Raw genomic sequence first — 13,703 nt, forward strand, 5'->3', positions numbered from 1 at the left:
TTATTCATACAAGTGATTTGGATGATTCATTTATTTTGTACTTTTTGAATCATTGATGGTCTTGCTATCGTGAGGCGACATGAATGTCGCCATGTTGAGCGGGGGTAAAGGATGTACCCCTCGCTCAACGAAAGATTTTTGTCACTTTTCATCTCTGAAAAGTGAGCCATCGGCTACGCAAAAGAATTTAAACTTTAGCACTAAAGCGTGGCAGTACAAGCTTTAGATCATCAAACAATCTATTGATCGCCTTCATTTTATTGGTCAAGAGAAATAAAACTATATTGATGGTTGCGCTTACGGAGCTTCGCTCCTCATACCAAAACAAGTATGGCGAGCCCTTGCGGAGCTCCGCTCCTCATCCTAAAATCGGATGAAAATCCAGAAAAAATCCACATAGATTTATTATCTTTCAATGAGTTGAAGATTTAATTGTATCGAATTAACGTTACATTAATAAAAGCTTAATATCATCAAACAACATTTTCATATCATAGATTTTGTGAGTCAAAGCAAATTATATTTTACTGTAACTGCTCTCAACAGATTGAGGATATGTATAAGTAGTACGAGAAATTTTATGGTTGATAAAGCTTGCCCTTATTTAAAAAACCATCACGACACGTACATTGGTAAAAGGCTAATATATGACTACGATGTGTTGGATAAATTGAACATCCTCATGTAACAATTTCAGTTCTCTTGTTTTTGTTATAAACATATCAAGCTTTATTAAAATAATGTTTGATTTAATTCAGCCTGATCACACAAAAAAAGAGACCATGCGGTGAGCATGGTCTATAAAAATGGTGGCTATGACGGGACTTGAACCTGTGACCCCCGCATTATGAGTGCGGTGCTCTAACCAACTGAGCTACATAGCCATAAACTGTGTGCGCATTATCTAAAGTTATACACCCTACGTCAAGCACTTAAATAAACTAATGCTCACACTTTAAACAATTGATATTTAAATGTTTAAAATTAATACATATTTATGTTTTTATCAGAAAATTAGCATATTCAAGCGATAAAATTATCCTGTAATCTATCTACAATATTTTAATCGTCGCTAAATTAAAGATTTAGTTTTTTATACATGAAGATGTTTGAATAAAATAAGACTTAAACAAAACAAACGACCCAAAATAATTTTATAACCATTGAGCACTATAGCAACTATCGAATTTTAATGTTTCCAAGATTCAAATCTTGCAATAAAAAAGAGAGTGTTTACCACTCTCTATTTGCAACCAGCTCTTCCATTTCAAGATCAAGATAACCTTGATCCTGTATCACCATCATCAACGCTTCAGCAATATAATCTGCAGCAGTATCATCCAGTGAGGAGTCTAAGTCTTCAAACTGAGGCTTCATTTCATTAATTTCAGTCACAGTCAGATTTGCCAAAGAATAAATTTCAGCATCGCTAAAACTGGTTTTAGCCACCTTTTTAGCAAATTGTTCAATGAGTTGCTTTATTTCGGCAACTAGAATATCGGGATAATATTCATCATCGAACATTGGGAGAAGTAGATCGTTAAACATAGCAACCTAAAATAAAACAGCAATTCACGCGCTTATATAACACAAACCATACAATTCACCAAATCTACTTGCGACCTTAATGCTATTTTTTTAAATCACTTTTCTGATTAGAGAGAGAAATGCGCTTCAATCGTCATACTTATACCTATGAAGAAAGATCATTTGATCCAATCAAATTCAATTTAAAACACCTATCGCTAAATCGCGGTACGCATTGCCTGCCAAATTTGAATGGCGTCTGACATTGCTTTTACATCATGTGCACGTACCATACATGCACCTTGCTGAATACTCATCAAATGCGCAGCGACACTGCCTATCGCACGATTTTGAGCATCTGCTCCACCTAAAGCCTCTCCAATAAAACGCTTACGTGATAAGGCGGATAAAATGGGATATCCCATTGCGTTCAATTTATAAAACTCATTCAATAATTTTAAGTTCTGTTGCGCATTTTTAGCAAAACCAAAACCGGGATCAATCATGATGTTTTCAGGCTTAACCCCTGCTTGTATCGCTTGATCGACACGTTGTTGAAGTTCCTTAATCACATCCAGAGTTACATCCTGATATTGGTCCAGTTGGTTCATGGTTGTTGGTTCACCACGCATATGCATAATAATCACAGGAATATCTAGTTCTGCAGCTGTTTGCAATGCATTTGGACGAGTTAATGCTCTTACATCATTCCAAATATGTGCGCCGACCTTGACTGCTTCACGAATCACTTCTGGTTGCGAAGTATCAACCGATATCACCACGTCATATTGGGCAAGCTCAGCAATTACAGGAATGACGCGTTGGATTTCCTCAGTGATTGCTACAGTTGATGCACCAGGTCGTGTAGATTCACCACCGACATCAATCACAGTTGCACCTGCATCAATCATTTGTCTAGCATATGCAATGGCTTGATCTTTTTGATTATGTAGACCTCCATCACTAAAAGAATCTGGAGTTACATTCAGTATCCCCATAACATGCGCTTTTGATAGATCTAAACTCAAACGCCCGCAACGCAAAATTTTATTCGGCAGTGACACCAATTGCATGTCGCCTCTCCATGATTAAGTCGCTTTAGTTTAGCAATTACACTCCATTTCAAGATAAATTCTTTTAATAATAAATTGTATTTGCATAAAAAAAGAGCCTCGTATGAGACTCTTTTTGATTTATTCCAATCAGGTTGCTGGTAATGGTGGCGGAGTTGATGGACCATCTGTAGGCGTCACATCAATCACTGGATTATCAGCAACATAAACCTTAGGTGGTTGCGGCTCACGACCTTCCATGATGTCACGGATTTGATCACGATCAATAGTTTCCCATTCCATCAAGGCTTTCACCATTGCATGCGCAATATCTTTGTTATTTTCAAGAATATCACGTGCAACTTTGTACTGTTCATCAAGAATACGACGTACTTCTTGGTCAACTTGTTGTTGAGTTGCTTCAGAAATAGTGCGACTACCTACGTTTCCAAAGAAACCATTTTGGTTTTCATCTTCGTAAACCATCACACCCATTTTGTCAGACATACCGTACTTGGTGACCATTGCACGCGCCATTTTAGTTGCACGTTCAAAGTCGTTAGAAGCACCTGTCGACATTTGGTTAATGAATACTTCTTCTGCAATACGACCACCGAATAAGATAGAAAGTTCATTCAACATCTTAGACTTGTAATGGCTGGTTTGGTCATGTTCTGGCAGCTGCCAAGTCACACCAAGCGCCCAACCACGCGGCATAATGGTTACTTTATGTACTGGGTCTGTACCCGGAAGAATTTCCGCTACAATCGCATGACCTGCTTCATGATAAGCGGTCGCACGACGTTCTTCTTCACGAATCACCATCGACTTACGTTCAGGTCCCATATAGATCTTGTCTTTAGCATCTTCAAAGTCATGCATGTCGACAGTGTTCTTATTACGACGTGCAGCAAATAATGCCGCTTCATTGACAAGGTTTGCCAATTGCGCACCAGAAAAGCCCGGTGTACCACGTGCAAGTACTTTAAGATCAACACCTGTTACAGATGGAAGTTTCTTCAAATGCACTGCCAAAATCTGTTCACGACCTTTGATGTCAGGAAGACCCACCATCACTTGACGGTCAAAACGTCCAGGACGTAACAATGCTTTATCGAGTACGTCGGCACGGTTGGTTGCAGCAATAACGATAATACCTTCGTTACCTTCGAAACCATCCATTTCAACCAACATCTGGTTTAATGTTTGCTCACGCTCATCATGACCACCACCAGTACCTGAACCACGATGACGACCAACAGCATCAATCTCATCAATAAAGATGATACATGGTGCATGACGTTTCGCTTGTTCAAACATATCACGTACACGCGAAGCACCCACACCTACAAACATTTCAACGAAATCAGAACCAGAGATGCTAAAGAAAGGAACTTTTGCTTCACCCGCAATCGCTTTCGCAAGTAAAGTTTTACCCGTACCTGGAGGACCAACCATCAACACGCCTTTAGGAATTGTTGCTCCTAAGCGTTTGAATTTTGCAGGGTCTTTTAAGAAATCTACGATTTCAACAACTTCTTGTTTCGCTTCATCACAACCTGCAACATCAACAAATGTTACTTTGATTTGGTCTTCCGAAAGCATTTTTGCCTTCGATTTCCCAAAACTCATTGGGCCATTTTTACCGCCTGCACCACCGCCCATGTTACGCATGAAGAACATGAACAATAAAATAATTAAGAGTACAGGGAAACTTGCAATGAGAAGTTGCATCAACAAACCTTGACGTTGAGGTGCAGTACCTTCAACAACAACGTTATTTTTGATGAGTGTAGGCATCAGTTCAGGATCTTGAACTGCTGGGCGAATACTTTCAAAGTTCGAACCGTTCTTTTTTTCGCCGCTTATTCTTTCACCATCAATTGTGACTTTACTAATTTGACCAGCATTCACCGCTGTGACGAATTCAGAATAATTCATCGCAGAAGGCTTACTGCGGTCACTGAGATTGCTGAAGATTAAGATCAGCACACCCAGTATGACCAGCCACAATACGGCATTTTTGAAGTAATCGCTCAAAGCTTTATTCCCATATATAACTATTTTGATCAGGCTCAATCATGCTTGATCGTAACAAAAAGCGAGTAATGAATTTCGCAATAAAGATTAAAAAGGTACAAAATGCACAATTTTTAACAACTTGGCAAGCATTTGTTGGCAATTCATTACGAACTACGAACATACCTTAAAAATGCCCGCTATTGCGAAACTTTTTTACGACCCTGTCCAATTAAAAAAACTTCTTTTGAACGTGCACGTGAAGCAGCAGGTTTTGCTGTTTTCAATACATCAAAACTGTCCACGACTTGCTTTCGGAACTCATCAAATCCACTGCCTTGGAAAACCTTAACTACAAATTGCCCTTTAGGTCCTAGAACTTTATTGGCAAAATCTAACGCAAGTTCACACAAATAAATCTGGCGAGGTTGATCTACAGCCCTATTACCTGATGTATTGGGGGCCATATCTGAAATTACAACGTCTACAGTGCGTCCATTTAAAATATTTAACAATTTTTCGAAAACTTCTTCTTCTCTAAAGTCACCTTGTAAAAAAGTAACATCTGGTAAAGCGTCCATTTCCAAAATGTCTGAAGCAATCACTAAACCCTTATCACCGACCAGTTTTCCTGCGATTTGCGACCAGCTTCCTGGTGCAGCTCCCAAGTCAACTACAGTCATTCCGGGTTTAATCATTTTATATTTTTCTTGAATTTCAAGAAGTTTATATGCTGCGCGAGCACGATAGCCTTCTTTTTGTGCTTTTTTCACAAAAGGATCATCTAAATGCTCTCTCATCCACGCACGACTACTTTTGGATAACTTCTGGTTGGTAATGCGTGTAGCCATAACTCTCTTGATCTAAACGGATAACTAACTTGTGATTGTACGTGAAAAATATTCTCATTGCAGTATACATATGGATTAAAATCGATAGATATTGATATGTTTTTTTGAATAAGCTTCATCGAATATTTCTACAGAATTTACAGCGCAGCGATATGGCTTTTGTTATACTAAGTCGTTTTTAAAATCAGGTTATTTTTTATGGCGACTCTATCTATCCAAGAACGTAAACGTTTACGTCAAATCGGACATGCATTAAATCCAGTTGTAATGCTTGGTGATAAAGGCTTGACTGAAAGTGTCGTTGAAGAATTAAACCGTGCTTTAAATGATCATGAGTTAATTAAAGTTAAAATTGCGGGCGAAGATCGCGAAGCACGCACAGCAACCATCACTGAAATAGCTGAAACAACTGGCGCAGAAGTGGTGCAAACCATCGGTAAAATTGCTTTGCTTTACAAAAAAGCAGCCAAACAAAATCAAAAACTCTCTAATTTGGTTCGTCACGCTCATCTTTCTAATTAAGATTTATTTTCATGGCAAGTTACGAACTGAATGCTTTTGATCGTCGTTTTCAAAGTATCTCTTTAGTGGGTGCGATTGAGCAGGTCAATCCCTACACCTTAAATCTAGGTTATTGGTTAAGAGATCCCAATCAATTTATTGTATACCCTGAACCTGTTACAGCACATCCGCGTCAAGATTTTCTTTGGGAAAATACCTGTTTTGAAATTTTTATTGGCGTGCAGGGTGAAGATCAATATCGAGAAGTTAACCTCTCCCCTTCTCAAGCTTGGCAAGCCTATCAATTTGAAGAATATCGCTATCCTGAAAATATGCCTCCTGTAGTTGCATACGATATTGAGTTAAATCAGCTTAAGCGTACACATTATGGATTAAATGTGAGTTTAGATCTGACTGAGTTTATGCTTGCACATAAACTCAAGTGGTCTGATCTATTTATAGGACTCAGTGCTGTTTTGAATACCACACAAGGTCAACACTTCTTCGCCATGCAGCATAGCGGACAGCAAGCTGACTTTCACAACAAACGCGACTGGTTACATACCTTTTAATCGTCACTGTTGAATTGTCTTTTAAATAAAAAGTGAGGCATTTGCCTCACTTTTTATTTAGGTATAGTTGTTTATATACAGCCCAAACAACAACAACTTATTGCTTTGTCGTAACTTTATGCCAAACTTCCAACGTATGCTCTTTAGAACGTTTTAGTGTTTCAGTGAGCTGAACTTTATGCTTAGAGGAAATTTGTGAAACATCTTCACGAATTTCTTTACCTACTTCAGTCAACTCTTTCACCAAAAGGCTTAATTCCGATTTTAAGAAATCAGCTAATTCAACCAAGTCTTTTTGTGAAGTAGAAAATTGGGTTTTGATTACATCAAGACGTTGTACCAAATCTTGTTTGAAGTTTTGGACTTGATCTTGAACCTGTTCATTCAGTTGCTCTGTTTCAGCTTCCAGTTTTTTCTGAGTATCCGCCACAGCTTGAGAGACTTTTTGCTGCGCATCTTTGCCCAGTTTCTCTAAATTTTCCGCAGTTTCAGCTACAACCTCTTTCAAAGCTGCTGTATCTTTTGTTACTTTTTCAGTCACACTTTCTTTAGATATCGTCATATTGATTCCCCCTGGAATACGAAACAATAAGATAGCGTGAAGAAATAAATTTTAGATTTTGATTTGTCTGACAATTATTAAATACTTACAATTTCAAAAAATTCATATGAAAAGCAGAACTAGTAAAAAATAGCAAGGCATTTATCTCACAATATCCACCTAAATAAAATGGACTTTTAATCAGTTCATGCGTATAATGCGCTGTTAAGTTATAAGCGAGCAGACATGAGGAGGGTAGGATTTAATTAGCCTTCCTTTTTTTTCGTCTACTCGCTTTTTTACAGCCCTATTTTTGTGGTTTTAGTTCAGGAGCTATGGTTTGAGCACCCCCGCCATTTTAGCCCTTGCTGACGGTACTGTTTTTAAAGGTACATCGATCGGCGCTACGGGAAGTACGACTGGTGAAGTCGTTTTTAACACTGCCATGACTGGTTATCAAGAAATTTTGACTGATCCAAGTTATGCACAGCAACTTGTAACTTTAACTTATCCTCATATCGGTAATACTGGTTGTAATGAAGAAGACACTGAATCAGGTCGAATTCATAAAGTCTGGGCGAATGGTCTCATCATTCGTGACCTTCCTTTATTACACAGCAATTTCCGCGCAAATCAATCTCTTGGCGAATATTTAAAACAACATAACGTCGTTGCCATTGCTGATATTGATACACGAAAATTAACACGAATCTTACGTGACAAAGGTGCACAGAACGGTTGTATTCTTGCAGGTGAAAACATCACTGAAGAAGAAGCAATTGCTCAAGCACGTGCCTTTGGTGGCTTAAACGGTTTAGACCTTGCTAAAGAATGTTGCGATCCTGAAGGTTTTGAATGGACTGAAGGTTCATGGACATTAGGCAAAGGCTTCTCTCAACCTGAAACTAAATTTCATGTAGTTGCATACGATTATGGTGTCAAAACCAACATCTTACGTATGCTTGTAGATCGCGGTTGTAAGTTGACTGTGGTTCCTGCTCAAACCCCTGCTGAAAAAGTGCTCGCACTTAATCCAGATGGTGTGTTCCTTTCAAATGGTCCTGGCGATCCAGCAGCATGTGATTATGCGATTGAAGCTGTGAAGACTATTGTTGAAACTACAAACCTGCCTGTATTTGGTATTTGTTTAGGTCACCAAATTCTTGCTTTAGCATCTGGTGCTAAAACAGTAAAAATGCCACATGGTCACCATGGTGCAAACCATCCTGTACAAAACATTGATGACCAAAGTCAATACCACGGTACAGTGATGATTACTTCTCAAAACCATGGCTTCGCTGTAGATGCAGAAACTTTACCTGCAAATCTTAAAGCAACGCACAAATCTTTATTCGATCAAACTCTACAAGGGATTCATCGTACAGATAAACCTGCGTTTAGCTTCCAAGGTCACCCTGAAGCAAGCCCTGGTCCACATGACTGTGCCCCATTGTTCGATCATTTCATCGAACTTATTGAAGCATCTAAGAAGTAATTAAGGAAGCGACCATGGCTAAACGTACAGACATTAAAAGCATCTTAATTATTGGTGCGGGTCCGATTGTCATCGGACAAGCATGTGAGTTCGATTACTCAGGTGCACAAGCATGTAAAGCCCTTCGTGAAGAAGGCTATCGTGTTATTTTGGTGAACTCTAACCCAGCCACCATTATGACTGATCCAACAATGGCAGATGCAACGTATATTGAACCGATTACGTGGCAGACTGTAGCTGCGATCATTGAGAAAGAACGCCCAGATGCTGTTCTTCCAACTATGGGTGGTCAAACGGCATTGAACTGTGCACTTGCACTTGATGCCAACGGTATCTTAAAAAAATATAATGTTGAATTAATCGGTGCAACCAAAGAAGCGATTGAAAAAGCTGAAGACCGTAAATTGTTCGACATCGCAATGCGTAAGATCGGTTTAGAATGTCCTCGTGCCGATGTTGCTGAAAGCATGGAACATGCACTTGAAATTCAAGCGCGTTTTGGTTTCCCTGTCATCATTCGTCCATCATTTACGATGGGTGGTTCAGGTGGTGGTATCGCTTACAACAAAGAAGAATTTATTGAAATTTGTGAGCGTGGTTTCGATCTTTCGCCAACTAAACAATTGTTGATCGATGAATCATTGATTGGTTGGAAAGAATACGAAATGGAAGTTGTGCGTGACAAAAACGACAACTGTATCATTGTTTGTACCATTGAAAACTTTGACCCAATGGGTGTCCATACAGGTGACTCGATCACTGTTGCGCCTGCACAAACACTGACTGATAAAGAGTTCCAATTACTCCGTAATGCGTCTTTAGCGGTACTTCGTGAAATTGGTGTAGAAACCGGCGGTTCAAACGTTCAATTCGGTATTAATCCGAAAGACGGTCGTATGGTCGTGATCGAGATGAACCCTCGCGTATCTCGCTCTTCGGCTCTTGCATCTAAAGCAACAGGTTTCCCTATTGCAAAAATTGCAGCGAAACTTGCAGTCGGTTATACCCTTGATGAATTGAAAAATGACATCACTGGCGGTACTACACCTGCATCATTCGAGCCTGCAATTGACTATGTAGTGACTAAAATTCCTCGTTTCAACTTCGAGAAATTCCCACAAGCTGACGCAACATTGACAACACAAATGAAGTCGGTGGGCGAAGTGATGGCGATTGGTCGTAACTTCCAAGAGTCTGTACAGAAAGCATTACGTGGTCTTGAAGTCGGTACTTGTGGTTTCGATGAACAAATCGCTGTGGGTACAGAAGGCGCAAAAGATAAAATCTTAGTTGAGCTTAAAGTACCTGGTCCAGATCGTATTTGGTATGTTGCTGATGCCTTCCGTCATGGCTTTACTCTAGAAGAAGTTTTCGCTGCAACCAATATTGATCGTTGGTTCTTGATCCAAATCGAAGACATCATCAAGACTGAAGAACAAATTAAAACTTTAGGTTTTGGTGACTTAAACGCTGACAATATCCGTTCATTTAAGCGTAAAGGTTTATCTGATTTGCGTATCGCAAACTTAATGGGTATTTCGCAAAAGCAATTCCGTAAGCATCGTTGGAACTTGGGTGTATATCCAGTTTACAAACGTGTTGATACCTGTGCTGCTGAGTTTGAATCAGATACAGCCTATATGTATTCAACTTATGATGAAGAATGTGAATCTAATCCGTCTAGCAAAGACAAGATTATGGTCATCGGTGGTGGTCCTAACCGAATTGGTCAAGGTATTGAGTTCGATTACTGCTGTGTACATGCTGCGCTTGCTATGCGTGAAGATGGTTATGAAACCATCATGGTCAACTGTAACCCAGAAACTGTTTCAACAGACTATGATACTTCTGACCGTTTGTACTTCGAACCAATCACACTGGAAGACGTACTTGAAATCGTGCGTACTGAAAAGCCAAAAGGCATCATTGTGCAGTATGGCGGTCAAACACCATTGAAATTGGCACGTGCTTTGGAAGAAGCTGGGGCTCCAATTATTGGTACATCTCCTGATGCAATTGATCGTGCAGAAGACCGTGAACGTTTCCAACAAATGATTCAACGTTTGAATCTTCGCCAACCAAGCAACAGCATTGTAAAATCTGCTGAAGAAGGTATGGCTGAAGCATCTAAAGTGGGTTATCCATTGGTAGTACGTCCTTCTTATGTGCTTGGTGGTCGTGCAATGGAAATCGTCTACAATGACGATGAACTTAAGCGCTACTTACGTGATGCGGTTCAAGCATCTAACGAAGCACCTGTATTACTCGATCACTTCCTTGATGATGCGACAGAAGTTGATGTTGACTGCGTATCTGACGGTAAAGATGTTGTGATTGGTGGAATTATGCAGCACATCGAACAAGCAGGTATTCACTCTGGTGACTCAGCATGTTCGATTCCACCTTACTCTCTTTCTCAAGAGATTCAGGACGAAATGCGTCGTCAAACAGTGGCTATGGCGAAAGAGCTTGGCGTTATTGGTTTGATGAACGTTCAATTTGCTGTAAAAGGCAACGATGTTTATATTCTTGAAGTTAACCCACGTGCATCTCGTACAGTACCATTTGTATCGAAATGTATTGGTGAATCGTTAGCAAAAGTTGCTGCACGTTGTATGGCGGGTCAATCTTTAGAATCTCAAGGATTCACAAAAGAAATTATCCCAACTCATTTTGCAGTAAAAGAAGCAGTATTCCCATTCAATAAATTCCCAGGTGTTGATCCAATTCTTGGACCAGAGATGAAATCTACTGGTGAAGTTATGGGTGTTGGTAAAACTTTTGGTGAAGCTTTCTACAAAGCTGTGTTAGGCTCTAATGATCGTTTACCAGGAAAGCCAACTGAAGGTGAAGTGAAACATGTATTTATTTCAGTACGTGATTCAGACAAACCTCGTGCACCTGGTATTGCGAAACAATTGGTGGATTTAGGCTTCAAAATTATCGCAACTGGCGGTACTTATGATGTCATTAAAGACGCTGGTATTGAATGTGAACGTGTGAACAAAGTCACAGAAGGTCGTCCTAATATTGTTGACCGCTTGAAAAATGGCGAGATTCACCTCATTATCAATACCACTGAAGGCAAACAAGCTCAGCAGGATTCATTCTCAATCCGTCGCTCTGCACTCCAAGGTAAAGTGTATTACACAACAACCTTGAATGGTGCTGATGCTGTATGCCAAGCTTTAGCAATTCAATTGCCAATGGATGTATATCGCTTGCAAGATTTGCAAACACTAGGTTAATTCGTTTCCGATAAGTCCCGTCACCTTATCGGTGGCGGGCTTTTTTCATTTCTAAACCAGTATTTTTTTAAATACGAAACTGAGGGACAACAATGCAACGTTATCCTATGACTCCCGAAGGCAAGGTTGCCTTAGAGAAAGAATTACAACAGTTGAAATCTGTTGATCGTCCACGTATTACTGCTGCAATTGCAGAAGCTCGTGAACATGGGGATTTAAAAGAAAACGCAGAATACCACGCAGCACGTGAACAACAAGGTTTCTGTGAAGGTCGTATCCAAGACATTGAAGGTAAACTCGGTGCTTGCCAAGTGATCGATGTAAAAGAACTTGAGCAAACAGGTCGTGTTGTTTTTGGTGTAACAGTTACGATTGAAAACTTAGATACTGAAGAAAAGAAAACCTATAAGATTGTAGGTGATGATGAAGCAGATTTTAAAATTAATAAAATCTCAGTGAACTCTCCTATCGCACGTGGTCTTTTAGGTAAAAATGAAGGCGATGAAGTAAAAATCGTCACGCCTCAAGGCGAAGTAGAATATGAAGTGGTCAGTGTTGAGTATATCTAAGTAAAACTACTCATCATATTGAGGGCTGATTATTCAGCCCTTTTTCTTTTCGAGAATAATATTTGATTCTACAACAACAATAATTCAAACAACCTGTAAAAACTAATCCATCATATGCAATTGTTAAGGAGGCATCGCTTACGCAAATCAATTTACACTCCAGAGCTAAAACAAAAAAATAAAAGTTATATTTTTCAATTACATATTCTAATTTTTCAATATTTTCATTTAGGATAAATTATATTTTATTGGATGAGTTTTTAACAAATTGGCTATACAGAGAAAGATCTGATGCCTTAAAAATAGCAATTATCACCACCTTGTCCAAATTTATTGCCATTGTTAAATAATCTATTTGCATTAGATTGATGGAAAATAAAAATTTCTTGAGGAACAATATGAAAGCTGGGCGTGTAAGTCGCACAGCAGAAGCAGCGGCTGCTCTGCGTGCCAACCACCATTTGAACGCTAGCGATCCTGTATTTTCAGATCCGTACGCTTTAGCAATGACCAATAGTCGCTGGCGGGTATTACTGAATAATGCCTTGTTTTGCAAAACGCTTAATTCAAAGTTGATGAATCAAACCTTTGGTAAATTGACTGGGCAAGTGGTTGGTCGTTCACGATATTGTGAAGATCTTTTACAACATGCAATTGAGAACCATCAAATTCATCAATATGTCTTGGTCGGTGCAGGCTTAGATTCATTTGTTTTACGTTTAGCAGCTCAATATCCGCAACTTAAAATATTCGAAGTTGATCATCCTGATACACAGAAGACCAAAATACAAAAGTTAAAAAAGATTTCTAAATCCCAACAATTGCCTGAAAATGTAGAATTTGTCAGCATTGATTTTGAAAAAGAAAAGCTTTCTGAAGCTTTAACCCGTAGTGGTTTCCAATCTAAACACCCTGCTTTTTTCTCTTGGTTAGGCACAACGCATTATTTAACACCGCAAACCACATTAGCCACTTTGCAAAATATTGCATCCATTGCACATAAACAAAGTGAAGTGGTTATGGACTACTCGATTGATTATAGAGAATTACAAGGTATAGAACGGTTTGGTGCGTTCGCTTTAACTCAATTTACTCAATTTCTTAAAGAACCTTTGATCGGTACTTTTGGTTCAGATGCTTTACATCAGGCAGTGATCAAAATGGGATATCAAGTCTTGGAAGATTTATCAGGTCAACAGATCACTGAGCGCTATTTTAACCATCGTGCAGATCATATTCGTCATACGCATGGCTCGCATTTGCTTCATTTAAAACTTATTTAAAACAAACCAAGCTGAAATATCATTCAAATATTTCTCACTTTTTAA

The 13,703-nt window shown here is 39.1% G+C and carries 11 protein-coding genes and 1 tRNA gene; 6 read left to right on the forward strand and 6 right to left on the reverse strand.

The features are described 5' to 3' along the window. Positions 1 to 807 precede the first annotated feature (807 nt). From ACINWC743_RS17040 to rlmE, 5 genes are all read right to left on the reverse strand, one after another. Positions 808 to 884: transfer RNA gene (locus ACINWC743_RS17040), tRNA-Met, on the reverse strand. A gap of 349 nt (positions 885 to 1,233) precedes the next feature. After that, positions 1,234 to 1,548 carry a DUF5713 family protein gene (locus ACINWC743_RS17045; RefSeq protein WP_004829456.1) on the reverse strand — a complete coding sequence of 105 codons (315 nt, stop codon included), beginning with the start codon at positions 1,546 to 1,548 and terminating at the stop codon, positions 1,234 to 1,236. 197 nt (positions 1,549 to 1,745) lie between these two features. Beyond that, entirely contained in the window at positions 1,746 to 2,600 is an 855-nt protein-coding gene (gene folP / locus ACINWC743_RS17050; protein ID WP_004829457.1) for a dihydropteroate synthase, read from the reverse strand. 129 nt (positions 2,601 to 2,729) lie between these two features. Further along, positions 2,730 to 4,619 (reverse strand): ATP-dependent zinc metalloprotease FtsH, encoded by a 1,890-nt coding sequence (gene ftsH / locus ACINWC743_RS17055; protein WP_004829458.1) that lies wholly within the window; start codon positions 4,617 to 4,619, stop codon positions 2,730 to 2,732. 179 nt (positions 4,620 to 4,798) lie between these two features. Then, a complete protein-coding gene (gene rlmE / locus ACINWC743_RS17060) occupies positions 4,799 to 5,449 on the reverse strand; it encodes a 23S rRNA (uridine(2552)-2'-O)-methyltransferase RlmE (protein ID WP_004829459.1) in 651 nt (216 codons plus the stop codon). A 198-nt stretch (positions 5,450 to 5,647) separates the two neighbouring features. On the opposite strand from rlmE, the gene yhbY reads away from it, so the two are divergent. Next, the gene (gene yhbY, locus ACINWC743_RS17065) at positions 5,648 to 5,971 is read left to right on the forward strand and encodes a ribosome assembly RNA-binding protein YhbY (RefSeq protein ID WP_004829460.1); all 324 of its coding nucleotides are present in this window, start codon (positions 5,648 to 5,650) and stop codon (positions 5,969 to 5,971) included. A gap of 11 nt (positions 5,972 to 5,982) precedes the next feature. Next, positions 5,983 to 6,522 carry a DOMON-like domain-containing protein gene (locus tag ACINWC743_RS17070; protein WP_009586326.1) on the forward strand — a complete coding sequence of 180 codons (540 nt, stop codon included), beginning with the start codon at positions 5,983 to 5,985 and terminating at the stop codon, positions 6,520 to 6,522. A 97-nt stretch (positions 6,523 to 6,619) separates the two neighbouring features. Here the strand turns inward: ACINWC743_RS17070 and ACINWC743_RS17075 are convergent, their stop codons facing one another. Continuing rightward, the gene (locus ACINWC743_RS17075) at positions 6,620 to 7,084 is read right to left on the reverse strand and encodes a hypothetical protein (protein WP_004829462.1); all 465 of its coding nucleotides are present in this window, start codon (positions 7,082 to 7,084) and stop codon (positions 6,620 to 6,622) included. A 319-nt stretch (positions 7,085 to 7,403) separates the two neighbouring features. Here ACINWC743_RS17075 and carA point away from each other — a divergent pair, with 319 nt between their 5' ends. The 4 genes from carA to ACINWC743_RS17095 all read left to right on the forward strand — a co-directional run bounded on the left by carA (position 7,404) and on the right by ACINWC743_RS17095 (position 13,658). Next, complete coding sequence (carA, locus tag ACINWC743_RS17080) at positions 7,404 to 8,558, forward strand: glutamine-hydrolyzing carbamoyl-phosphate synthase small subunit (protein ID WP_009586352.1); 1,155 nt, start codon at positions 7,404 to 7,406, stop codon at positions 8,556 to 8,558. Between the two features lie 14 nt (positions 8,559 to 8,572). Beyond that, positions 8,573 to 11,806, forward strand: coding sequence for a carbamoyl-phosphate synthase large subunit (carB, locus tag ACINWC743_RS17085; protein ID WP_009586339.1), 3,234 nt, complete (start codon positions 8,573 to 8,575; stop codon positions 11,804 to 11,806). Positions 11,807 to 11,898: 92 nt separating this feature from the next. Next, the gene (gene greA, locus ACINWC743_RS17090) at positions 11,899 to 12,375 is read left to right on the forward strand and encodes a transcription elongation factor GreA (protein ID WP_004829465.1); all 477 of its coding nucleotides are present in this window, start codon (positions 11,899 to 11,901) and stop codon (positions 12,373 to 12,375) included. 398 nt (positions 12,376 to 12,773) lie between these two features. Next, positions 12,774 to 13,658 carry a class I SAM-dependent methyltransferase gene (locus tag ACINWC743_RS17095; RefSeq protein WP_009586327.1) on the forward strand — a complete coding sequence of 295 codons (885 nt, stop codon included), beginning with the start codon at positions 12,774 to 12,776 and terminating at the stop codon, positions 13,656 to 13,658. The last annotated feature ends 45 nt before the right edge of the window (positions 13,659 to 13,703 follow it).

The sequence above is a fragment of the Acinetobacter sp. WC-743 genome, assembly GCF_000335555.1.
Classification (GTDB): domain Bacteria; phylum Pseudomonadota; class Gammaproteobacteria; order Pseudomonadales; family Moraxellaceae; genus Acinetobacter; species Acinetobacter bereziniae.